15 protein-coding genes are annotated in these 23657 nt (G+C 61.4%); 6 read left to right on the plus strand and 9 right to left on the minus strand.

Annotation, left to right across the window (positions count from 1 at the left end; translation table 11 throughout):
- Window positions 1-86 precede the first annotated feature (86 nt).
- A complete protein-coding gene (locus tag PXH66_RS03785; RefSeq protein WP_330927589.1) occupies window positions 87-3860 on the minus strand; it encodes a TonB-dependent receptor plug domain-containing protein in 3774 nt (1257 codons plus the stop codon).
- A gap of 219 nt (window positions 3861-4079) precedes the next feature.
- Here PXH66_RS03785 and PXH66_RS03790 point away from each other — a divergent pair, with 219 nt between their 5' ends.
- The 3 genes from PXH66_RS03790 (at window position 4080) to PXH66_RS03800 (ending at window position 9045) form a co-directional block, all read left to right on the plus strand.
- Entirely contained in the window at window positions 4080-7151 is a 3072-nt protein-coding gene (locus tag PXH66_RS03790; protein WP_330927590.1) for an ATP-binding protein, read from the plus strand.
- Window positions 7129-7788: a response regulator gene (locus PXH66_RS03795; RefSeq protein ID WP_330927592.1), complete on the plus strand. Its 660-nt coding sequence runs from the start codon at window positions 7129-7131 to the stop codon at window positions 7786-7788. Before PXH66_RS03790 ends, PXH66_RS03795 begins: the two co-directional genes overlap by 23 nt.
- An 843-nt stretch (window positions 7789-8631) precedes the next feature.
- A complete protein-coding gene (locus tag PXH66_RS03800; RefSeq protein ID WP_330927593.1) occupies window positions 8632-9045 on the plus strand; it encodes a hypothetical protein in 414 nt (137 codons plus the stop codon).
- Window positions 9046-9337: 292 nt separating this feature from the next.
- On the opposite strand, the gene PXH66_RS03805 is transcribed toward PXH66_RS03800, so the two are convergent.
- The 4 genes from PXH66_RS03805 to PXH66_RS03820 all read right to left on the minus strand — a co-directional run bounded on the left by PXH66_RS03805 (window position 9338) and on the right by PXH66_RS03820 (window position 14187).
- Window positions 9338-10438 (minus strand): IS91 family transposase, encoded by a 1101-nt coding sequence (locus PXH66_RS03805; protein WP_330932182.1) that lies wholly within the window; start codon window positions 10436-10438, stop codon window positions 9338-9340.
- A gap of 8 nt (window positions 10439-10446) precedes the next feature.
- Window positions 10447-11391, minus strand: coding sequence for a tyrosine-type recombinase/integrase (locus PXH66_RS03810; RefSeq protein ID WP_330932082.1), 945 nt, complete (start codon window positions 11389-11391; stop codon window positions 10447-10449).
- A 742-nt stretch (window positions 11392-12133) separates the two neighbouring features.
- A complete protein-coding gene (locus PXH66_RS03815) occupies window positions 12134-13234 on the minus strand; it encodes an IS91 family transposase (RefSeq protein WP_330932228.1) in 1101 nt (366 codons plus the stop codon).
- An 8-nt stretch (window positions 13235-13242) separates the two neighbouring features.
- Window positions 13243-14187: a tyrosine-type recombinase/integrase gene (locus PXH66_RS03820; RefSeq protein ID WP_330932082.1), complete on the minus strand. Its 945-nt coding sequence runs from the start codon at window positions 14185-14187 to the stop codon at window positions 13243-13245.
- 207 nt (window positions 14188-14394) lie between these two features.
- On the opposite strand from PXH66_RS03820, the gene PXH66_RS03825 reads away from it, so the two are divergent.
- The 3 genes from PXH66_RS03825 (at window position 14395) to PXH66_RS03835 (ending at window position 15793) form a co-directional block, all read left to right on the plus strand.
- Window positions 14395-14703 carry a hypothetical protein gene (locus PXH66_RS03825; RefSeq protein WP_330932229.1) on the plus strand — a complete coding sequence of 103 codons (309 nt, stop codon included), beginning with the start codon at window positions 14395-14397 and terminating at the stop codon, window positions 14701-14703.
- Window positions 14704-14774: 71 nt separating this feature from the next.
- Window positions 14775-15092, plus strand: a complete 318-nt coding sequence (locus PXH66_RS03830; RefSeq protein ID WP_330931169.1) for a hypothetical protein — start codon at window positions 14775-14777, stop codon at window positions 15090-15092.
- 152 nt (window positions 15093-15244) lie between these two features.
- Entirely contained in the window at window positions 15245-15793 is a 549-nt protein-coding gene (locus tag PXH66_RS03835) for an RDD family protein (RefSeq protein ID WP_345784033.1), read from the plus strand.
- Between the two features lie 674 nt (window positions 15794-16467).
- On the opposite strand, the gene PXH66_RS03840 is transcribed toward PXH66_RS03835, so the two are convergent.
- From PXH66_RS03840 to PXH66_RS03855, 4 genes are read right to left on the minus strand one after another with little or no spacing between them, the layout of a single operon-like run.
- The gene (locus tag PXH66_RS03840) at window positions 16468-18507 is read right to left on the minus strand and encodes an FG-GAP-like repeat-containing protein (RefSeq protein ID WP_330931171.1); all 2040 of its coding nucleotides are present in this window, start codon (window positions 18505-18507) and stop codon (window positions 16468-16470) included.
- Window positions 18504-21101 carry a PVC-type heme-binding CxxCH protein gene (locus tag PXH66_RS03845; protein WP_330931172.1) on the minus strand — a complete coding sequence of 866 codons (2598 nt, stop codon included), beginning with the start codon at window positions 21099-21101 and terminating at the stop codon, window positions 18504-18506. The genes PXH66_RS03840 and PXH66_RS03845 overlap by 4 nt, the downstream gene beginning before the upstream one ends.
- A complete protein-coding gene (locus PXH66_RS03850) occupies window positions 21088-22020 on the minus strand; it encodes a sugar phosphate isomerase/epimerase family protein (protein WP_330931173.1) in 933 nt (310 codons plus the stop codon). The genes PXH66_RS03845 and PXH66_RS03850 overlap by 14 nt, the downstream gene beginning before the upstream one ends.
- Complete coding sequence (locus tag PXH66_RS03855; protein WP_330931174.1) at window positions 22017-23615, minus strand: MFS transporter; 1599 nt, start codon at window positions 23613-23615, stop codon at window positions 22017-22019. The genes PXH66_RS03850 and PXH66_RS03855 overlap by 4 nt, the downstream gene beginning before the upstream one ends.
- Window positions 23616-23657 lie beyond the last annotated feature (42 nt).

Consider the following 23657-nt stretch of genomic DNA (forward strand, 5'->3'; position numbering starts at 1 on the left):
CCGCCTCCGGCCCTCGGCCCGAAAAAAAGCCGCCCCGACGAATCGGGGCGGCGATGATGCATACCAAGTGGTGGTGCGATGCTCCGTTAGAACGAGAAGGTGTTCGACAGGAACCATTCCTGGCTCGGGGCGATGCGCGCGGAGGCCCAGGTCTGGCCGTCCGGTTGGACGGAGATCGGGATAAGGCTGTCGCCTTTGCCCACGTTCCGCATGTTCAACTGGATTCGCCAATCGATCTTTTCCGTGAGTTGGCGCGTGTAGCCGACCCAGAGGTCGAGCGCGTCTTCCGACGGGCCGTAGTAGGGTTTGCTGAGGTCGAAGCTGCCCAATCCGCCGGCCCCGGCGATCACGGGGTAGCCGATCACAACCTTGTCCTGCCAACGGTAGCTGGCGCCCACATTCACGTTCTTGAGGACGCCCTCATCGAACATGTAATTGGTCACCACGTTGTAGCGCCATTTGCGAAGCTCGGACGCGGCGGTGTTCTCCTGGAGTTTCATCAGGGTATACTGGCCGCGCCATGAGTTCCAACTGGAGCGCAGCTCGTTGGGCGCGGACCAGTCGGAGTTGAACCGGACCAAGTCACCCCCCGGGCCAGCCATCAAGGTGTCCATGTAGGCCACCAACTCATCCAGCACCGGACCGCCGACATTGACGCGGACGGCCTCGGTTTGCGACGCGTTGAAGGCAATGCGCCAGTTGGGCAGCGGGTTGGCGGTCAGTTCGAATTCGTAGCCCTTCGACGCGGTGTCGGCCGTCACCGCAAAGCCCTGCATTAAAGGAGCGGTGCGGTAGTCGAACACGCTGTTTGGATCGGGCTGGATGGGGTTGGTCTCGTATTGACCACGGGTCTGCAAGGCGGACTGCGTGGTCGGACCGGCACCGTAGTTCCATGCTTCGAAGAATCCCGTTCCGGCGAGGAATACCTGCATGTCATTGAGCGCCTGAATGGAGGCATCACGGCGGGCGTTGGCTTCAGCCGTCGTTTCCAAGTGTGAGCCGGCCGGTCCCGTGGCGGACGCACCGGCGGCGACTGGACGTCCGGAAGTGTTATCGACCCAGGACGGGTCCCACAGATAACGCTGACCCGTGTAAGGCGTGAGGTTGGTTTGCCCGGCGGTCGACCACGCATAGGCCGACATGTAGTAGACCTTGATGTTGCGCCAGTTGAGCGCATCCCGGATGGTGCCGTAGATACCGCTGTTGTTCAGCTGGGTATTGGCTCCCGACAGTTGGGTTTCGTATTTGATCGCCCGGAAGGAATACTTGCCGTCCTTGGTGCCAAGCAGGACACCAAAGTCCTCCGTCTCACCCGTGGGGTTGGCGATCGGGTTGCCGTAAATGTCGCGGCGCAGATCGGTGACTTGGAAGTTGTTCGACTTGTTATACGACAGGCTGACGTTGAGTGGCAGCGGGTCGCGATCGCCCAGCAACTTGTTGACGTGCACGACAACACCACCGGCGGTGGAGTGATCCTTGAACGTTTGGGTCTGCGGAAACTCATCGGGTAGGCGATACGTGTCCGGGTTCAGGTTGAGCGCACCGCGAGCGGCGGAACCGCTTTGCGGAAACGCACTGACGCTCTTGCTCTGCACCTCATCGTAGCGCCAACCGAGCGTGGGCACGATGGCGTCGTTCCACATGAACCCCTGCCAGGAACCGGCATAGGATTCGGTCTGACGCATGCTCTGCGACGCCGCCGTGACCAGGCTTTGATCTGCACCATCATCGTAGCGCAGCAGCGTGTTGTGGAAGGTGCTGTTCCAGCCGACGTAGTTGGCGGGATTGGACGCCTGGGTGAGCTGCGGGTAAACGGCACCGGTGGTCGGATTGACGGCTGGGCTGCCGTTGAAGATCCGCTGCAAGTTGGCCGGCACGTTCCAGGGATCGCTGGGGTTGACCCCGGTGGGATTCCGCCAAGTCATGTCGAACTGATAGATGTTGCCGTCTTGCAGCGTCACATCGGACAGAATGGGCGAGATATTGGCATTGGCGGCCGAGGTGGCGTTGGCCAGGGACGATCCGAGGTAGATGATCGCCGATGGCGGCAGGTTGGTGAGTCCGTCGGGATTGCCTTGGAGCTTGTAGGAGGCATAGGCCGCGGAATTGGCATACATCTGCCAGGAGCGATTTTCGGTTTGATACTCTTCGCCACTGTAAACGCCGTTGAAGCGGTGCTTGCCGAGGAGTTTGGTGAGGAAACCGTTGTCAAAAAAGTCCGTGGCACGCAGTTCACCGAAGAGCGAAGCGCGGATATATTCGCGGTCGCTTTCGTAAGAGTTGCCGCGCCCCGGACCTCCGGCGACGAAGGGTCGGCCGAAATTGGAATTGGCGACATTGCCGTTGTTGGCGTTGTTGGGTCCGACGACGTAGTCGCTGAAATTCTGCAGGATATCGATGTTGAGCGTCGGGTTGCCCAGCAACGCCTCGCCGCCCCGGTTATACTTCTGGCGATCGTAGGTGAGTTGCACGCCGAGGCGGTCGTCGAATGCGGTCTGGCTCAGATCGATGTTATACGCATCCCAACCTTCCCATTCCTTTTTGGTGGGACCGTCGATGAGGTTTTCGTAGAAATTAAAAACCGTCGGATCGGTGAGCGTGATGTTTCGATACTGTCCGTATCGGGCATTCGTCAGGTTGGCGTTGTTCGCGTAGGAGCTGAAGCTGGAAATGGCGGAGTAGGCATCGGCATAGCGCAATCCCATGAGACCGTTGGAGGCACCTTGAGGAACCCCATTGGCGTTGAGGGCACCGGTGTTTACGACGTGACCCCATATCCGATGGAGTTGATTGCTCGTGCCATCAATGATCCACAGCGGCTGCTGTTGATTGACGAGCCCGCCCAGCCACGGGTTAAACGTCGAGGCTGAAGACCCCAGCGTATAGCCATCCTGAATAGTGAGTTTACCCAAGCCACCGTCCATGCTGTCGGGGTCGAGGTTGACCGGCCGGAACCACGGCGTGATGCTGTCCTGCGGTGGGACATTGCGCGGTCGGTTGGCGTCGATGTCACCGTGCTCATACTTGATTTTGAGGCTGGTGCGGAACGACGGATCTTTGAAGAGCTGGGGGTCGAATCGAATCGCCCCGTAGATGCGCTTGTCATCCTGGAACGCGGGATCCTGCTGGTAGCGCTCGCGATGGTAGAGGCTGTCGAGACGAATGGCGAGGACGTCCTTGATGAGCACTTGATTCACATCAACGCTCGCGCGCTGGCTGCCGTAGGAGCCGACGCGAAACTCGATGTTTCCACCGTTGCGAAAGGACGCGCCGTTGAGCGATGCGTTGACGATGCCGGCGGGACTGCCGAGGCCGAAGAGGATTGAGTTCGGGCCACGCTGGATGTCGATGCGATCCACGTTGTAACCATCCCACGGGATATCGGTGGTGAAGTAATCACGGGTGTTGTCGGCCGAGGCCAAACCACGCACGCGTTGCGCGCCGCCGGGAGCCCGCAGGGTGCCGGTTTCATCCACGCTGGTGCCATTGCCCAGACCGGCGTAGGTGCCGCGGGTGCCGGCGACTTCCGCGTTGGTGGTGTATTGGAGCAGCGTGCTGTTGTCGGTGGCTCCAATGTCCTTCATGAATTCCTTCGTGATGACGGAGATGGCGGAACCGACATCGCGCAGCTCGGTGCGAATGCGGGTGCCCGCGAGGGTTTCAGTGGCGAGGTATCCGTTTTCTGCCGAAGCGGTGACTTCAAACGGCGACAGCACGACGGTGTCGCTTGTTTCGTTCTCGTCGCCGGATCTCGTCGTGGATTGGGCTGAAATCGTGCAGGCGCCGGCCAAGGCGAAACCAGCGATCAACAGCCGGTGAACTGAACTCCGTCGAAACGGATCAGGGTGGGATTTGTTCATAGGGTAGGTTTGGGTAGGGTTAAGCGAGCCGGGCGACTTCGAAGAGAGGCACAGCTCGCCGCCTTGATGAACGGGTCGGGTGGTAGGACCGGCAAGAAGGCAAAGGTCGAGGCCTGTGATATGACTTTAGTCGAGGTGATTCCTAGTCGCTATCGAGGCGGATTGGCCCCAGCGTGGTTCGCTTCTCGGCATCATTTTTATGGTGCGTGATCACCCCCGATGGCCGCCGCTCCCGTTAAGTCGAAATTCGTGCTGCTTCCGTTCTTCCGCTTCCTGCGACCGGGATGCTGGTGCTTCCTCGTGGGCGCGATGGTCGTGGTCGGGCGCGCGGCGGAATTGCCGCGAGGACTGCCCTTCATCCGCTCCTATCCCCTCGACGAAATCGGTAACGTGCCCCGCAGCCTCCAATTGGGGTTTGATCGTTTCGGCCGGGTGGCGGTGATGTATGATGGAGTCTACAGCGTGCTCAACGACGCGTCCTGGGTCGATTGCATCGATTCTACTTCCGGGCGGAGTCTGCGGGTTTCCGCCATTCGACAACTCGGGGGGCGAGGTTATTACGGTGCGCGCGGCTCCTGGGGGCTGGTCGAGTATTCCGCCGATGGTGACTTGGAAACCCACTCATTGGTTTCGGCGGATGCCCCCGCTTGGACCCGAGTGACACCGTTCTTGAATTTCTTTCACACTGAACAAGGTGTGTATTTTTACGGCATCGACGGAGTGGTGTGCTGGGACTTCGAACAGCAGCGCAACTTTTTCTACGAAATGCCGCGAGCCACCCAGGCGTTCCCGGTAGGCGCGCGCGTCTTTGTATCCAGTGAAGACGGACAACTGCGCGAGCTGCCGGGCGGCGGAGCGCCGGCTCGGATCGTCGCGGTTGCGGGATTGACCGGCGAGTCGGTGCTGCTTTCCGTCCGGCTGGACGCGGCGCGCGTGCTGCTGACTTTGAGCAACGGGGCGTTGGTGGAGTTTGATGGCGAAACGGTGCGGCCGTGGCCGGCGAAAGATGCGATGCTGCCTGCGGGGCGGATCACATTCATGGTCGCGTTGGCGGAAGGCGGGGTGGCCATCGCGGTGGCGGATCGCGGGGTGTATATGTTTTCCGGCGACGGAAAGCGCGATTGGGCGCTCGATCTGCCGGAGCTGAGGCGGGTCGAAAGCATGGCGGCGGGTGAACCAGGGGTGTTGTGGGTGGCGGGGGAATCTGACCTCCGCCGTATTTTCTATGGTTCGACGCTGACTGGTTTTGGCGAACCTCAGGGGTTCACCGCGGTATGGCCCACCGTGTCGGCCTGGGGCGATCGAGTGATGATTTGTTCCAATCGTTCGCTGTATGAAGCCCGGGCCAGCGCCGCGGGTTATCCTTCTCCGTGTCGATTGCTGAGCGATCGTTCCGTGCGCATGACGGATCATGTCGCGGCGCGGGGGGCGCATTTATTGGTTGGTAACGAGCAAGGGGTATTGGCGATGGATGCGGGCGGTAATTTTTCCGAAGTTGGTCGGATCGCCAACGTCTCGGGGCTGGCGTTTTTGGATGACGAAACCTGCGTGGCCATAGGGGGGGCGGAGATCGCGGCATTTCGTTTCCGCGAAGGTCGGTGGCGCGAGTGTGCGGATCGCATCGCAGGCGTGGGAGACGCGCCGGTGCGGTTTGTTTACGGCGAAGGGCTTTGGGTTGAAAGGGGCGGAGAACAGGTGGGCCGACTCAGGTTGCGTGACGGTAAACTGGAAATGCGCCCCGTCCCCTTGGCGTGGCGGGATGAACCGTGGACCAACGTCGGCGTGGTGGGGGATCGGGTGATATTGAGCGGGTCAACGCCGGGCAATCGCCAGATCCTCGATGCGCAAACGGCTGAGCCCATCGCGTCGCCAAAGTTGGAACAGTTGTTGAATCGGTCGCCCTACTGGATACTGCGCATAACCGAGGACGAAGCGGGCGTGCTTTGGGCGACGCACCGGCAAGGCGTCGTGACTTTCGTGCCGCGGGACGATGGATACCAGATGGACGCGTCCACCTTTTTGCTCCGGAACGATGCCTACCCGGCCGTCTTTTCCCTGCCGGGTGGTGAAACTTGGATCGGGGCGGGACGTTCGCTCTATCGAGTCCAAGGCGATGTGTCACGGCCGCCACCACCACCGCCGGCGAAGCTGGTCTCCTTGCAGGCCGGAAAGTTGAACCGGGAGTTCGTGGACCCGTCCGGTCAATTGGCGGAGGACCTCTCGTTTCCCTTCGCGGAGGGCAATTTGAGTTTCCGATTTTGTTCCGGCACCTACGCGTGGCGAACGCCGCCGGAGTATCGGTATCGACTGCAATCGACCGAACCCTGGAGGCCGGTGGATGCGAGTTTGATGCTGCGCTTTCCCAACCTGAGTGATGGCGATTACCGGTTGGAAGTGCGGGAACTTGATGCGGATGATTCGTCTGAACCGCTTATCGTGGTGCCGTTCACGGTGGAACCTCCATGGTATCGCACGTCCGCCAGCTATGCCGCCTACATTGTGGCCTTGGCGGGGGGCGTTCTAGCGACTGTCCGTTGGGTCAATCAACGCTCGTTGCGGCGCAATACGGAGTTGGAAAAATTGGTGCGCGAACGCACCCATGCCTTGGAAGACACGATGCAGAAACTGGGCGAAGAGACCCGCCATGCCGCGACACTGGCCGAGCGCAGTCGGCTCGCCGGAGAAATTCATGACAGTATCCAGCAGGGGCTCAGTGGAGCCATTTTGCATCTCGATACCACGATGGACCAACCGACGGTTCCGGCGGATGTGAACGCACAGCTATCGGTGGTGCGGAAGATGTTATCTTATTCGCGCGAAGAGGTGCAGCAGGCGGTGTGGAACCTCGAGTCGCCCTTGTTGCAAAACTCGTCCCTGGGTGATGCGCTCGGCAAGATCGCGGGATTTATCAACTCTGGTTCCACGCCGATTGAAGTCGTGGTTCTGGACGAGCCTAATGCCTTGGATTCGGCCACCCGCCATGACCTGTTGCGCATCGCGCAGGAGGCGATCACGAACGCGGTGAAGCATGCGGAGGCGCTTAAAATCGTCGTGAGCCTGCAGTCCGATGATAGTCAGGTGACGCTGAGTGTGCAGGATGATGGCAAAGGGTTTGAGGTGGCGAAGAGCCAACCCATTGAGGGGCACTTTGGTCTGCGCGGTTTGCGGTCGCGTGCCCGTCGGATCATGGCGGACGTCTCCATCACCAGCTCGCCGGGCGTCGGCACAACCATTCGCGTGGTGGTCCCCATTTCAGCCCCCTCCAAACATGACCGTGGCACCTCAACCTAGAACCCCGGGTAAAATCCGTCTGCTGGTCGTGGATGATCACATGGTCATGCGCATGGGCCTCGTCTACGCCGCCTCGGCACAGCCCGACATGGAAGTCATCGCGGAAGTGGAAACGGGGGAAGAAGCGCTGCTGGTTTACCGGGATCATCACCCCGATGTGGTCGTGCTCGATCTGCGTATGAGAGGGTGGGGCGGTCTCCAAACTATCCGGGTGCTGCGCCAGGAATTTCGCGACGCGAAAATCGTGATCTACAGCAACTACGCGCGAGGCGAGGAAGTGTTCCAGGCGCTGAAGAGCGGTGCCTCGGGGTTTGTGGTGAAAAACATGGAAGTGAGCCGCCTGCTGGAAGCCATTCGCAAAGTGAAGTCCGGAGGTCGCTACCTGCCGCCGGAACTCGCGGTGCGGATGAGTGAGCGGGCGCTCTCACCGTTGTCGGATCGCGAACACGAAGTGCTGGCCCTCATATCGACGGGGCAAAGCAACAAGGAAATCGGCAACGCGCTGGGCGTGACCGAAGGCACCATCAAGCTGCACGTCACCAACATCTTCAGCAAACTGGAGGTCAATTCGCGCACGGAGGCCCTCGTCGTAGCGGTCCAACGCGGCATCATCGATATCGAGCCGAAAGGTGTGTAGGGGAAAGCCCGATGGCACCTCGACTTTCCCAGACACTCCCCAAGCAATCACGCGGGATAAACCTAGAAACCGCAGTTTGTCACAGAGAGCACACAGGAAAACCAGAGTTGCCCAGAGGTTTAGATCTCAAATCGCGCGCGGCAGAAGTGCATCCGGCGGGTGAAGAGCATTAGCGTTATGATCGATTTCAGAAACCCTTCTCTGTGCTCTCTGGTGCAAATCTTTGTGGCCTCTGTGACTCACTCCGACTGCGGAATCTTGGATAATCTCAACATAACTCGAAATTGCCCGGAGAAGGGCGGCTCACCGACTTTCGCTATGATGATCCTCGCCGCGCCCCTGCGACCGCCGGACGATCCAACGGCGAAGCCGGTGAAAGATTTCGGTCAAGGTCACCGTATCCACCCTGGTCGACAAGCGATTGTTCACCCGGACCAGGAACCGTCGATCCTCCCAGAGTCGATCGCTCGGAATGAGCTCGATTTTGAACGTGTCTCCCCGATACAAGTCCTTTATCGAAATGCGAAAACGAGCAGCTTTCCTCGGCATGCTCCTGAAACGCAAAAAACACCCCGAAGCTTTCACAAAATATCCGTCCCCAAGCAGATAGGGAGAAGAGGAGTAAAAAACCCGCCGCTATCGTATCTCCTCGAATCAGCGACATTCGAAACGGTATTCAGATCTTAAAAAATGCCCCTCCAATCCCCGAAGCCACGAGCCTTATTCGATTTACCAACGTTCCCGGTAAAAACAAATGTAGGCTAATAACACTGTTCGGTGAAAGCAGATATGCGAGTTACGCGAATCCTTATTCCACTATTTGCACTGCTCCTCTCTAGCTGCATGACCACACGTGTCGCCCAGGTCTTCCGGACTGCGACTCCTGAAGATGTGCGTTCAATTTCACCGAAGATTGAATCACTCGATTCCGCACTTCGAAATACCGACGGACTTGTGCGACGAGATACTTCGTCCGATGACTGGTATTTCTCATACTTTGGACCAGCAAGGTCACGATTCATGGGAGTGAGTATTTCGTGCTTTGATCGGCGAGACCACGGCATTGAGATTGTGATCAGTTATGATCCTGCGATTTCTCACGATGCGCCGGCCATTGCTGAGCTACGGAGTATTATGGCACGCGTTTTGGGAGAAAATCTCATGGGATCACTTATTCGGGAGAAGCGCTCGACGCCATTCGCAGAAACAAAAAGACCGAACCCTGAGAGTTTGGATGTCGCGGAGCCGACATCCTGACTCCTGATGAACAAGCCCCAAGCAAGGTCAGGCGTGGGTGCCTACGCCTTATGCGTTTTGTATTTCGAGCGGGTTATTGAGCGCAGAGCCGAAGCCGTCCGCCGCTGACCCGTTCGGTGTTCCTCGAAGCACGTTTCTGACTTTCTCCGGGTTGTTTTGGCGGATTTAGTCACGCGTAGTGGTGCGCTAGATACGCCGTAGCGTGATTTGCGCGCCATGCAGGCGCGCCGTCGCGTGTCCACCGCGACGAGCGGTGGATTCCTGCGTGAATAATCATTGGAGATGGCAGTCTTCATGCGGCCCGTGAGACGAACGGCGGCGAACGCGCGACGCGTGGCAGGGTGCCGACGCAGCGCAACGACTCGGCTTGGCAATGCGGGCACACCAGGTGCCACTGCACCACGTCTTCGGCCTGCTTCGGGCGCACGACGATCTCCACTTCGAGCAAGGTCTCGACGACCCGCCGTCGCCGCCACGCCGCCGGGTGCTCCCAGCCGAAGTGGCGCACACGATGGACTCCGGCGGGCAAGACGTGCTGCAAGTATCGCCGCATGAACTCACCCGCCTCCAACGTGCACTCCTTGTGCTCACCACTCGCACTGTCGCGGTAGCCGAGGCGCACCGACTGAGCATCCATGGAACGGATACGCTCGTCGCTGATGGCGGTGCGCTGCACGTAACGTGCGAGGTATTTGATCGCGGCGACCCCGGAGCCGACGTGCTGGATGTCGACCACCCACTTTTTCCGCCAGCAGGAATCGGGCACCTGCGCGTGCCACGAAGGCAACGCGGCGCGCAGCGCCGCTGCCATGCCTTGGCGAAAGCGCGCCGCGACCGGTGCAGACGGCATCAGCCACGCGGGTTTGTGGGTATGGCGCCACGCGGAACCCTCTTCAGCCAAACCACCGCCCGGCACGATGAAGTGGACATGCGGATGCAACTGCATCTGGCGTCCCCACGTGTGCAACACGCCGGTCATGCCCAGATCGGCTCCGAGGTGTTTGGGCAACGACGCGATCGATTGCAGCGCGCGGGCCGACTCGCCAAAGAGCAGGTCGATCATCACCTTCGGCTCCGCCGCGAAGATCGCGCGCAGCGGTGCGGGCAGTGTGAAGGTCACCATAAAATATGGCACCGGCAGCAAGCGGTCCCGCTGGCGCTGCGTCCATGCCGCCGTGCGGGCCCCGCCGCACCGCGGACACGAGCGGTGATGGCAGCTATGGTAGGCGAAGTCGTGCTTTGTGCAGTGGGCACAGCGATACACGCGGCCGCCCATCTCGGGCGTCCGACACCGCGCGATCGCCGCCAACGCCCGGCGCTGCGCCGGGCTGATGGCATGCGTGCACGCGTAGCCCGGGGCTTGCGCCCCGAGCCACTCGGCCAAGGCCGACACGGATTTAACTAAATGCCGTCGAGCAAACGACTCACCGCCGCGCGAGCGGCGGCTTCATTGACGGCGGTCAGATGCGTGTAAATGGCGGTCGTTTCAATGGAGGAGTGGCCCATGAACTGCGCAATCAAGCGGATGCTCACGCCCTCTTCGAGCAGGTGCGTCGCATACGAATGACGCAGCGTGTGCGGGTGGGTGCCCTTGGGCAGTTTGGCCACCGGCACGACCAACCGCAGGCAGTTTTGGATCGAACCCACGCCCATCGGTTCGGACGCGAGAGCCAGGCGCTCGCGCGCACCGGGCCCCTCGCGCCAGCCCCGACCGGTGCCAGGGAACACCCACTTCGGATGCCGGTGCGTGCGCCAGTAGGCGCGCAACTCCTCGAGCATCGATTCGGGCAGCGGCACGTAGCGCTCCTTTTGCCCCTTCGTGTGGTGCAGATGCAGTCGGCACGGCTCACGCTTGATATCGGTCACCTCTAGTGTCGTTGCTTCACGGATACGCAACCCGCACGCATAGATGAGTCGCAGGATGGTGCGAAACCGAGGTTCGGTGATCGCCGCGAACAACCGCGCCACCTCGGCGCGGGTGAGCACCGCGGGCAAGGTTTTGCGATCGGGCGAGCGCACCAGGTCGAACAGCTTCCACGGGTGGCCCAGCAACTTGCCGTAGAAGTTGCGCATGGCGCACACGGCGGTGCGCATCGTGCTGCCGCTGTAGTGGTGGACCTCCTTGAGGTGCAGCAGGTAGGCGCGAAGCTGCGCCTCGTTCAATTCGGCCGGATCGCGCTTCACGTGCTGCGCGAGTTTGCGCACGTAGCGCACATACTCCGAGCGGGTGGAGAAGGCCATGCTTCGCAGCTTGAGCATCTCATCGAAGCGCACTAACGATTGATACTGTTCGGTGACGTCACGACGGAAGTCGCGACCTTTACGGGTGGATTTGTTTTTGGACATAGCACCGCCAGTCTTGCGATTGGCGGACCAAAATACATCGTCAACCGCCGTGCGTCCCGAACGTCATACCCCTCACTCCTCACTGCGCCGCGCAGCGGCTTCGTTCAACCAGTCAGTGCAGACAAGGCCGACAAGTCGGCCTGTCTGACTTCAAACGTTCGACGGCAAGATGAAGAGCCCAGCCGCAGATCCATCGAAAGGTGTAGTGGCTATTCACCTGTCCCTGAGCCTGCTCGTCATCGGTGGGGTCATCGCGGGTTTCGCCTACATTGACCGGCACGGCTATTACATGATTTCCGCGATTCCCATATACGTGCTACTCGGCTACCTCCTGTTTCAGAGCATCTCCGTCTTTTTCCACGCGGTTCGCGCGTTGATTCAGAGATCAAAGCCATGACCAAAAGAAGAGAGTCGAACCCTGAGAGTTTGGATATCGCGGAGCCGACATCCTGACTCCTGATGAACAAGCCCCAAGCAAGGTCAGGCGCGGGTGCCTACGCCTTATGCGTTTTGTATTTCGAGCGGGTTATTGAGCGCAGAGCCGAAGCCGTCCGCCGCTGACCCGTTCGGTGTTCCTCGAAGCACGTTTCTGACTTTCTCCGGGTTGTTTTGGCGGATTTAGTCACGCGTAGTGGTGCGCTAGATACGCCGCAGCGTGATTTGCGCGCCATGCAGGCGCGCCGTCGCGTGTCCACCGCGACGAGCGGTGGATTCATGTCTGAGGAATCGTTGGTGGTGGTCTTCATGCGGCCCGTGGGACGAACGGAGGCGAACGTGCGACGCGTGGCAGGGTGCCGACGCAGCGCAACGACTCGGCTTGGCAATGCGGGCACACCAGGTGCCACTGCACCACGTCCTCGGCCTGCTTCGGGCGCACAACGATCTCCACGGCGAGCAAGGTCTCGACCACCCGTCGGCGTCGCCACGCGGCCGGGTGCTCCCAGCCGAAGTGGCGCACGCGGTGGACTCCGGTCGGCAAGACGTGCTGCAAGTATCGCCGCATGAACTCAGCCGCATCCAACGTGCATTCCTTGTGCTCACCACTCGCACTGTCGCGGTAGCCAAAGCGAACCGTCTTCGCATCCATGGTTCGGATACGTTCATCGCTGATGGCGGTGCGCTGCACGTAGCGAGCGAGGTATTTGATCGCCGCTTCGCCCGAGCCGACGTGCTGGATGTCGACCACCCACGGTTGCCGCCAGCACGAGTCGGGCACTTGCGCGTGCCTTCCAGGCAACGCAACGCGTAGCGCCGCCGCCATGCCTTGGCGGAAGCGCGCCGCGACCGGCGCAGACGGCACGAGCCACTCGGGTTTGCGGGTATGGCGCCATGCGGTTCCATCTTCAGCCAAACCACCGCCCGGCACGATGAAGTGCACGTGCGGATGCAACTGCATTTGGCGTCCCCACGTGTGCAACACGCCGGTCATGCCGAGATCGGCTCCGAGGTGTTTGGGCAACGATGCGATCGTTTGCAGCGCGCGGGCCGACTCGCCAAAGAGCAGGTCGATCATCACCTTCGGCTCCGCCGCGAAGATCGCGCGCAGCGGTGCGGGCAGTGTGAAGGTCACCATAAAATATGGCACCGGCAGCAAGCGGTCCCGCTGGCGCTGCGTCCATGCCGCCGTGCGGGCCCCGCCGCACCGCGGACACGAGCGGTGATGGCAGCTATGGTAGGCGAAGTCGTGCTTTGTGCAGTGGGCACAGCGATACACGCGGCCGCCCATCTCGGGCGTCCGACACCGCGCGATCGCCGCCAACGCCCGGCGCTGCGCCGGGCTGATGGCATGCGTGCACGCGTAGCCCGGGGCTTGCGCCCCGAGCCACTCGGCCAAGGCCGACACGGATTTAACTAAATGCCGTCGAGCAAACGACTCACCGCCGCGCGAGCGGCGGCTTCATTGACGGCGGTCAGATGCGTGTAAATGGCGGTCGTTTCAATGGAGGAGTGGCCCATGAACTGCGCAATCAAGCGGATGCTCACGCCCTCTTCGAGCAGGTGCGTCGCATACGAATGACGCAGCGTGTGCGGGTGGGTGCCCTTGGGCAGTTTGGCCACCGGCACGACCAACCGCAGGCAGTTTTGGATCGAACCCACGCCCATCGGTTCGGACGCGAGAGCCAGGCGCTCGCGCGCACCGGGCCCCTCGCGCCAGCCCCGACCGGTGCCAGGGAACACCCACTTCGGATGCCGGTGCGTGCGCCAGTAGGCGCGCAACTCCTCGAGCATCGATTCGGGCAGCGGCACGTAGCGCTCCTTTTGCCCCTTCGTGTGGTGCAGATGCAGTCGGCACGGCTCACGCTTGATATCGGTCACCTCTAGTGTCGTTGCTTCACGGATACGCAACCCGCACGCATAGATGAGTCGCAGGATGGTGCGAAACCGAGGTTCGGTGATCGCCGCGAACAACCGCGCCACCTCGGCGCGGGTGAGCACCGCGGGCAAGGTTTTGCGATCGGGCGAGCGCACCAGGTCGAACAGCTTCCACGGGTGGCCCAGCAACTTGCCGTAGAAGTTGCGCATGGCGCACACGGCGGTGCGCATCGTGCTGCCGCTGTAGTGGTGGACCTCCTTGAGGTGCAGCAGGTAGGCGCGAAGCTGCGCCTCGTTCAATTCGGCCGGATCGCGCTTCACGTGCTGCGCGAGTTTGCGCACGTAGCGCACATACTCCGAGCGGGTGGAGAAGGCCATGCTTCGCAGCTTGAGCATCTCATCGAAGCGCACTAACGATTGATACTGTTCGGTGACGTCACGACGGAAGTCGCGACCTTTACGGGTGGATTTGTTTTTGGACATAGCACCGCCAGTCTTGCGATTGGCGGACCAAAATACATCGTCAACCGCCGTGCGTCCCGAACGTCATACCCCTCACTCCTCACTGCGCCGCGCAGCGGCTTCGTTCATCAAATCGCTTGAGACAAGGACCACAAGTGGTCCTGTCTCAGCTTAGACGATGGGCAGAATATAGTGAATTCCTACCCGCCACAGTTTCGAGTCCACATCGTGCTGACGTTTGAAGAGCATGGCCCGGATCGTCGCCGTAAGTTCGGTTTCGATGAGAGCGGACATCGCAGGTTGCCGATGAGCATGGATGGAGTCGAAGGTCTGCACACAGTGGGTCTCTGGATCGAAGAGAAGGGAGCCGTTTTTCTGGAGGGCGAAGAGTTTGATGCGGATTGTCGTGTCATTTGGCCCGAGGGATTTCGAGACGTCGTGGCCCCAGGAGTGAAACTCAAGCTATGGGATGCCGGATTCTTTGCTCGCGGAGAAGTGACCGAGCGTTGTGAATCCGGATGGGAAGTTCCCGCATGAGAAGAGAGCCCATCCAGCCGCTTCAGAGAACGGCGACAAGTCGCCGCCTCTGAGCTTAGACGTTGGGCAAAATGAAAATCGTTTACGCAAAGTTCGTCGCGTCGATTGCCATCGGGCATTTCATCCTCCTCACCATCTGGGCATCCTTTCGCCTCACCGATCATGACTATGCCCATATGTTTCAGGGCAGCCCATTTCACATTGCGATGGGGTATGCTTTAATTTGGCCATCCCGGATCATTTACGAATTCGCTCCCGGTTTTTCCAGTTCACGCGCAATGCTTGCGATCATTTATTTCGCAGATGCGATTACTTATTCGATTTTAGGGTTCCTTATTGTATCGTTCATTTCTCCTTCGAAGAAAAAATCATATTTGGATGAAACATAAGCCCAACCAAGCGATGCAGAGAATTCGGGCCAGTTACGCGTTTCGGCGTATGGACACCGGTCCGCTGGATCCTCTTCTCTGATCTTAGACGTTCGACAAATACTATGATAGCTGATTTTCAATATGGTGGATTCTGGCGACGATTTGGCGCGATGTGGCTGGACGTTGTATGCCTATCCCCTCTCGTGATTTTGACCTTGTGGGGGAATTCTACCTTTCGGCTATTTCAGGCCTATTACTTCATCCCGGGACTGGTGATCAGTGCCCTTTATTCCATTTACTTGGTGAAGCGATTCGGGGGCACGCCAGGGAAGTTGATCCTCGGACTACGAATCACGAAAATGGATAGTAGCCCTGTTGGATATCGTGAAGCCATACTCCGCGAGTTGCCGAATTACCTTTTTCACATCGTGCTTTCGGTTGGCTTGGTTGCTTCGGCCCTCCACCTTACGGACGCAGAATATTTGGCTCTTGGATGGAAGGATAGGTCGATCCGGCTGAAAGATCTGACACCGGGATTTTACGGCCCAGTCCAGATTGCGCAGACCGTATGGATTTGGAGCGAGTTCTTTGTTCTGCTCACCAACGAAAAGAAGCGTGCGATTCATGATTTCATCGCTGGCACTGTAGTTATAGTAAAAGATTCGAACCAGTCAGTGCAGAGAACAGCGGCCGCTGCGCAGCCACCGCCTCTGACCTGAATCGATGGAGCAACACGCCGCTGACATGAATTCACTAAACGATCGCTCATCGGATCCTGTCGGTAGAGGCACTGTAATGATCGTGGCCATCGCGGCACTCGTCCTGGGGTGTTTGCTGACCTACGCTTCCACTCGAGTTCTTGTTCGCGTTGGTTCGCCCAAGGAATTGATGGATCCTCTCGCGTTGGTTCTTCTCTCGGTCACTGCGGCCCCCGGCATCGGACTGGTTGTGACATCTTTTATCCTATTCTTTCCAGCGAAGAGACGCAGTCTAGGGAGAATGAGACGGTTCCCCCTAGTGCTGGCAGTCTGCGCTTTTATTGTCCCGTTTTCAGTCAGTTTGGACGGTCTCTCAAACTATCCAGATGAGACATTCGCGTTCCTCGAATCGAACCCTCATTTTATTGCTGGCGGAGGCATCTGTATTGGGTTTTTGGCATTCCTTTTTATTCGAAACAGAATAAGGAAATCTCCAACCAGTCGACGCAGAGAATTCGGGCCAGTCGGCTGCCAAAACGGGACCGGCTGCCAAAACGAGGCTGCCAAAGCGGGACATGGCTGCCAAAGCGGGACATTGTTTGACTCTTGACTAGACTGCGGAGCGGGCGGCTTCACGGGGCCGCGTGGTTACGGCGTTACCAGACGAGGCAGAGCAGAGATTCGGGTTTTGTGGCTTAAGGGCGGGCCGGGAGCAAACCGGTGGCGGAGAGCCAGGCTTCGGCGCGGGCGGGCCAGGTGGTGACTTCTTCGGCGGTGCGGCGGAGGCCGTAGCCGTGTCCTCCAGTTGGATACACGTGAAGTTCCGCCGAGACTTCGACCGCGTGGAGCGCGGCGTAGTAGTGGAGGGCGTTGTCGATGCCGAGGGGGTCGTCCCCGGTCATGACGATGAAGGTCGGGGGCGTATTGACGGTGACGCCAAGTTCAGGTGCGAGTTGAGCGCGGTTGTCGGCGTCGACGAGATACGCGGGGTAGATGAGCAGGGTGAAATCGGGGCGGCTGCTGAGTTGATCGGCTGCGTCGATCGCCGGGTAGGTGCGCGCGGAATAGTTGTTGCTGGCCGAGGCGGCGAGATGAGCGCCGGCGGAGAAGCCGAGCACGCCGACTTTGGCCGGATCGATGCCCCAGTCCCTCGCGTGCGTGCGGACGAGGCCGAGGGTGCGTTGCAGGTCTTGCAGGGGAGGCTGACGATAGGGCACGTCTTCGCGGCGCGGCACGCGATATTTGAGCAGGACGGCGGTGACACCGAGCGAGTTCAGCCAGTCGCAAACTTCGGTGCCCTCAAGGTCCATGGCGAGAATCCTGTATCCGCCACCTGGGCACACGACGACAGCGGTGCCGTTGGCCAGGGAGGGCGCCGGGCGGTATACGGTGAGCGTGGGGGTGGATACGTTGCCGATCCGGGTGACACGGCGGTTGGCGGCGAGGCGTCCGTCGGGGCCGGTGGTATCGGTTTCCGGCGGGTAGGTCATGGTTTCGCCGGGCGCGGAGCCGGGCCAGACCGGGAGCGTGACGGAAGCAGGAGCGGAGGTGGATTGAGACATGAAGACAAAGGTGCCGCGTTTGTTGGCGGAAATGATGTCGGGGGTGCCGTCGGCGTTGGCGTCGGTGACGACGAGCTGCACCCCGACGCCGGAGCGGTCGTCGACGAGGTGCGGCTCATAGGTGGCGGAGCCATCGGCGGCGCGGCGGAGGAGGAAGGCGTAGATGACGGGATCGCCGTTGGGCTCGGGGTCGCCGTGGTTGCCGTGGGCCCACCAGCGTTTGCCGGTGACGATGTCGTCGAGGCCGTCGCCATCGAGGTCGGCGAGGGCGAGGGCATGGAGTTGGGAAAACTGGATGCTACCGGGGGCGGTGGAACCGTCGCGAGCGAGAATGACGTGTTCGGCAAAGGTGATGGCACCGTCGGCGGTGCGTTGTTGCTCGAACCAGGACAGACCGTAGCCGTGGGCGCGAATGGAGGTGACGACATCGGCGAGGCCGTCGCCGTTGACGTCGGTCACGAGCATTTGCGCGCCGCCTTGGTTGAACTCGAACGGATGATGTTGCCAGATGGGATCGCCGGTGAGGTCGGCGGGTTGCTCCCACCAGCCGCCGCGTTCGAGCAAGTCGGCGCGGCCGTCGCCATTGAGATCACCGAAGCCGAGGGCGTGGTTGAATTTGCCATAGTTGCCGACGGGCGTGATGGGGTGGTAGGTCCACGGGGCGGTGGGGTCGACTGGATCGAAGGTGGCGTAGCCAAAGGTTTTGTCGTGGTTGCAGATCAGGACGGGTGAGCCGGTGCCGAGCAGGTCGTCGAAGGTGGGGGACTCGTTGTCGAGACCGTCGAAAACAACGTGGGGCGTCCATGGCGTGTCGGGAGCGGCGGTGGTGGGGTTCTCATACCACGTGGCGGTTTGGCCGGGGAAGCCGAGCACGAGAATATCGGTCCAGCCGTCGCGGTTGAAGTCGTGGCCGAACGCGAAGAAGTTGTCGGAGTAGGCGAGTGGATCGAAAAGCTGGGGCGGGTAGATGGGGTGGCGCTCTTTAAATTCCGGGGCGGCATACCAGTAAGGGCCGGCGATGGCGTCGGCGTGACCGTCATTGTTGAGGTCGGCAAAGGTCGCGCCCTCGCTGAGGAACGCGCCGCTGAGTTGGTGTTTGTCGTAGTCGGGGATTCCGGCAGCGGCGAACGTTGCCGTGGCGGCGAGGCTGAGGAGGAAGCAGTGGAATTTCATCGCAGGGATTCGAGGTAAGCGACGAGGTTGCGGAGGTCGTCGACGGGAAGAATTTGACCAAGACCGTCGGGCATGAGCGAGCGTTCCATGGCGCCGTAGGAGGCGATGTTTTCGTGGCGGGTGCGGATTTCTTCGCCGGTGAATCCGGTAAGAATGATGCCCCAGCCGCGGAGGTGGCCCTGCAGGCCGACGACGCTGCCGCCGTTGTTGAGTTTGATTTCCCAGCCCTGGTATTCGGGCGAGATGTCGTCGGACGGTTGGATGATCGAGCGGATGAGTTGGCGGCGGGAAAGGGTTAGGCCGATGTTGGAGAGATCGGGACCGATGACGCTGCCGCGATTTTTGACGCGGTGGCAGGTGATGCAGAGCGCGGTGGTTTCGTGGAACACGCGTTCGCCGGCGGCGGGATCGCCGCCTGTGCCGAGCAAGGCGTTCCAATCATCGAGGGAAGTCGGGCGGACGACCGGATCAGCTGCGGGGATTAAGCCGAAGGCTTGCAGGGCGCGAGTGGCTTCCAAGCGCACGGGAGGTGCGGGATCATTGAGGAGCTTTTTGAAGGCGGGTGTGATGCCGTCGGGGAGTTGGCGCAGGGAGGACACCGCGTCGGCGCGAAGTTCGGGATCGAGCGAGGGATCGAACGCCACAATTTGAATGATCGGGGTGGCGGCGGGCTCGCCGACGGCCGCGAGGGAGCGCATGGCTTCGCGGACCAGCGGGGGAGAATCGCTCGAGGTGATGAGCTGGAGCAGCGTTTCGCGAACAGCCGGGGCGGCGGGATCGGCGAGCTGAGGAATGGCGAGGGCGCGCCCGGCGTCGGGCAGGGAATCGTCTTGCACGAGGCGTTCAATGAGGGGGGCGGGGACGTCGCGTTTTATCGCGAACGTGCGGGTGCCTTTCGCATACGCTGCGTCGACGTCGGAGCCGAGGATCTGTTGGGTCGCCAGCACGAAGCGGAAGAGGCGTGGGCTGAGGTCGGGCGCGGTGAGCATGGCCTCGACTTTGGAGGTGAACGTCCGGTCCACCTGGTCACCGATGTGGCGCAGGGCGAGGATGCGCAGCACTTCGGATGGATCGGTCAGCGCGGACTCGATTTCGGCGGCGGTGAAGGCATGGCCACGATGGCGGAGGGCGAGCCACGCGCCTTGGCGCAGGTCGACCGATGGGGAAGCGAGGAGTTGTTCCAACCGCGTCAGGTCACCGTGGGCGGCGAGGGCGGCGACCGCGTGATGGCGCAGAAACGGATCTTCGTTGGAGAGAAGCGACTCGGCTTGGGCCGGGGAGAAAACGTCGGGGATTCGTTTCAGCAGGGCGGCGACGTCGGCGGCGGTATGGACCTCTGGTCCGGGCTGCTTCGGTCGCACCAACCAGATGGCGCCGCGCGAGTGGTTGGGGTAGTCACGGAGAACCCAATCGGTGATGAAAAATCCTCCGCCTTTGGCCGGGGCGAGGGCCACGGGCCGGAAGTGTTCGCCGCCATTGATGAACGGTTCGGCGGTGGCGGTGAAGGACGCTCCGGTGCGGTGGGGATGAAAAAGCGAGAGAGTGTGCTCGCCCCAGATCGTGACGGCGAAGGCGTCGGAATAGTTTGGACCGAGGCGGGTGGACGTCAGATCGAGCAGACCACTGGGGGCCTCGCCGGTCCCGGCAGCGATGGGCAGCACGCCGGGCAGGTCGGCGTTCCAGCCGGAAAAGGGATGCAGACCGGTGGGTCCGTAGCGAGCGAGGTAGCCGTAGTCGCCGCCGTCGATGACATGAACGACACGGTTGGGGCCGCGGGAGTCGGGATCGTTGTCGGCGCAGAGCAGACGGCCATGGCGGTCGAAAGCGATGACGAAAGGATTCCAAAAACCGGTGGCGACGCGATGAAGGCCGGAACCGTCGGGGTTGATGCGCACGATGTCGCCTCCCTCGCCGTAGCCGGTGAGACGTTCGTGGGCGGCGCTGATATATGCGTAGGGATAGCCGCCGACGTTGCCGCGCGAGGCGTAGATGGTGCCGTCGCGATCGATGGCGATGCCGAGGAGGTCGCCGTGAGGGTTGCCGCTTTGGGTTTCGAGGTGGAGCAGGACGGTATGCTCGTCGGTTTCGCTGGTGCCGTTGCCATCGGCGTCGTTGAGCCGGATGACATCACTGGCGGTGACAACGTGCAGCACACCGTCGGGAGCGAAAGCCAGGTTCATGGCCTCTTTTTCGATGCGGGCGAAGATCGTAATCTCGTCGGCTCGTCCGTCGCCGTCGGTGTCGACGAAGCGTTTGATGAGATCGGTCGACGGTCCGACGTAGTCCTTGGGTCGGACGTGGGTGTGGGACTCGACGACGAAGAGATCACCGTCCGCGTTGGTGACTGCGCCGATCGGGGTGACGATGTCGGGATCGGCGGCGAAGAGGATGACCTCGAGGTTGGGGTCGAGGGCGACCGGCGTGTCTTCGGCGTGGGCGGAGCTCAGGATAAAGCCCGCAAGACTTAGCAGCAGTCCAATTCGTCGGCCCCCAGGTAGGGCGGACTCGCCGAGCGGGCGGGCGAGGGAGTGGCACCGGCGGTGGCGGCGAAACCGCCCGGTCGGTCGTGATTGGTCGCGGTTAGTCACGGACATACGGAGTGAACATTTCGCGGGCGGCGGAGAGGTTGGCGGCGATGGGAGCGCGGGGTTGGTTCCACGCCATCTCGACCACGAGGTAGCCCGTGTAACCGCCGTCGATGAGGTCGCGCAGAAACGGATCGAAGTCAGTCACGCCCTCGCCAAACACGACGGTCTGGTGACCCTTGCCGAACGCGGCGCAGTCCTTGAGATCCACATGTTGGATACGGTCGCGGAATTGCGCGACCACGGAGGTGAGCGTGATGCCCGCGCCCTCGAAATGGCAGGTATCGAGACACATGCCGACGTGGGAGGAATCGATGGCGGCGAAAATCTCGGCGTAGTCCTCCGGGCGTTCGAGAACGTTGCGGGCGTGGTTTTCGAGGAGGAGCAGGACGTCCATTGCCTCGGCGGCGGGAGCGAGTTCGCGGCAGACCTTGATCACGTGTTCGATTCCGCCATGGGTGTCGCGCGGAGCACCGGTGAATTTGACGCGGCGGCAGCCGAGACGGCGCGCCTGTTCCATAAACCAGAGTTTGTGGGCGACGTCGTGGATGACGGCGTTGCGGCCCTCGCCGCCGAAGGAGGAGCCTTGCAGACTGACCGGACGCAGGTCGGAGGCAGCGCAGCGCTCGGCCAGACTGTCGATGTAGCGGGGCGTGAGCAGGTCGGGATACCAGAGGTTGAACTCGACGTTGGTGAAGCCGGTCTGCGGCACGAGGCGAAAGGCGGGGTCGTGATGATGGTTGCTGAATCCGTCGGTGCAGATCGTGGCCACGGCGAGTGCGGTGCCGGTCGGATCAGCAGACCGGGCCGCCGTGGGGTATGCGGCGGCCCGGCTGACCATTGCACCAAGCATTCCGGCGGCACCGGCAGTCACGGCGGTGTCGCGCAGAAATTTCCGGCGGGAAAGCGGAGACGGGGAGTCGTTCACGAACCGGAGGCGGTGCCGTTGGCATCCAGCGTGACCCGACGGTAGCCGCCCCGTGATTTGAAGAACAGCAGCAGGCCGAGGTAGACGACGGCCATGGCGATGGGAATAAAGGCGTCGACGCGCAGGGTTTTGCGATCACCGGCTTGGTCGGCGGCGACGAGCGCGTGATCGGCGGGCGTGCGGGCGGGGGCGGGGGTGGCTTTGGCTTCGCCCAGGATGCGGCCGTCGATGGCGGCTACATCGCGGAAGATCAGCCAACCGCTGGGCTCTTCCACCTGGCTCGCGGCGTAGACCTGCGGCGCGGAAGCGGCGAGGGCTTCGCTGGCGAAACGGTCCTTGGCGTAGCCGAGTCCGGGCAGGCCGATGAGTCCGGCGGACATCATGCCGAGCCCGCCCATGATGCTCATGGCAATCGCGCCGGTGCGGGGGAAACGGTCGCCCACAATCGCGAGCATGGTCGGCCAGAAGAAGGTTTTGCCGATGCTGTAAACCGTGAGGGCGAGCAGTGCGCCGCCGAAGCTGGTGATGCCACTGACGAGGTTGAGACCGAGCGAGGCGATGACGGCGCACGCCAGCAGCAGACCCACGGGCGAGAGACCGATCTTGCGTTCGATCCAGTCGGCGCAGAAGCGCAGGATGAACATACAGAGCGAAGTGAACACGAAGAGCATCTTGCCCTGTTCGGAGGAGAGGATGTTGCCGGTGATGTTTTGAATCCATCCGTCGGTGCCGAGCTCGACCGCGCCGACCATGATGTGGGTGCCAAAGAGAACAAACAACATCCAGGCTCCCAGTGCGAAGCCGGTGATGCGACCGATCGCGCCGATGACGGCGAGCGCGCCGACAACGATGATCCAGACCGGCAGATCCGGGAAGGTGGCGCGGAAGAACATGCCCAGCATGACGGCGATAAGGGTGCCGCCGAGCAGGCCGACATCCTTGAACATGGCGCCGAGGCTGAGGCCCTTTTCGGCGGCTTCGGAGCGCGGGTAGCGTTGGCCCCAGAACATGACGCCGTAGATGACGGTGGGGATCAGAAACATGGCGACCTGCAGTTTCCAGGACACCTGCATCTTGTCATCGAGGAGCCAGCCCATGAGACCGCCGAGCACGAGGCCGAGCGGCCAGGAGGCATGGAGGATGTTGAGGTAATGGGTGCGTTTGTCGGGGAAGAGGGTGGCGACGAGTGGGTTGGCCACGGCTTCGAGGGTGCCGTTGGCGAGGGCGAAGGTGAACGTGCCCCAGAACAAGTAGTTGTAGACGGTGCCGATGGCCATGCCGGTGGTGGGCGCGAGGGTGACCACGGCGGAGACGATGTGCAGGGCAAAGGCGACGATGACGAGTTTGCCGTAGCCGATCTTGTCGACCACGAGCCCGCCGGCGAAAATGCCGAAACAAAACCCGGTGAAGCCGGCGCCGCCGATGACGCCGAGTTGGGTGGCGGTGAAGCCGAACTCCGAGCCCCAGTTGTCGAGGATGCCGCCGCGAATGGCGAAACCGATGGCGGTGGCGAGAATGGCGGTGAAGCCGGCGTAGAGCAGTCGCTGCGCAGTGGCCGGGGAAACCGCGGCGGCGGTGGGGGAGGAGTCACTCATGGGGTTGGGGCGGGACTAAGTAAGAAGTGAGAAGTAAGGACT

The sequence above is a fragment of the Synoicihabitans lomoniglobus genome, assembly GCF_029023725.1.
GTDB lineage: Bacteria > Verrucomicrobiota > Verrucomicrobiia > Opitutales > Opitutaceae > Actomonas > Actomonas lomonigloba.

Coding starts and splice junctions, on each gene's coding strand:
- PXH66_RS03785 (WP_330927589.1), bottom strand. CDS start 3,860: ATGAACAAATCCCACCCTGATCCGTTTCGACGGAGTTCAGTTCACCGG.
- PXH66_RS03790 (WP_330927590.1), top strand. CDS start 4,080: ATGGCCGCCGCTCCCGTTAAGTCGAAATTCGTGCTGCTTCCGTTCTTC.
- PXH66_RS03795 (WP_330927592.1), top strand. CDS start 7,129: ATGACCGTGGCACCTCAACCTAGAACCCCGGGTAAAATCCGTCTGCTG.
- PXH66_RS03800 (WP_330927593.1), top strand. CDS start 8,632: ATGACCACACGTGTCGCCCAGGTCTTCCGGACTGCGACTCCTGAAGAT.
- PXH66_RS03810 (WP_330932082.1), bottom strand. CDS start 11,391: ATGTCCAAAAACAAATCCACCCGTAAAGGTCGCGACTTCCGTCGTGAC.
- PXH66_RS03820 (WP_330932082.1), bottom strand. CDS start 14,187: ATGTCCAAAAACAAATCCACCCGTAAAGGTCGCGACTTCCGTCGTGAC.
- PXH66_RS03830 (WP_330931169.1), top strand. CDS start 14,775: ATGAAAATCGTTTACGCAAAGTTCGTCGCGTCGATTGCCATCGGGCAT.
- PXH66_RS03835 (WP_345784033.1), top strand. CDS start 15,245: ATGTGGCTGGACGTTGTATGCCTATCCCCTCTCGTGATTTTGACCTTG.
- PXH66_RS03840 (WP_330931171.1), bottom strand. CDS start 18,507: ATGAAATTCCACTGCTTCCTCCTCAGCCTCGCCGCCACGGCAACGTTC.
- PXH66_RS03845 (WP_330931172.1), bottom strand. CDS start 21,101: ATGTCCGTGACTAACCGCGACCAATCACGACCGACCGGGCGGTTTCGC.
- PXH66_RS03855 (WP_330931174.1), bottom strand. CDS start 23,615: ATGAGTGACTCCTCCCCCACCGCCGCCGCGGTTTCCCCGGCCACTGCG.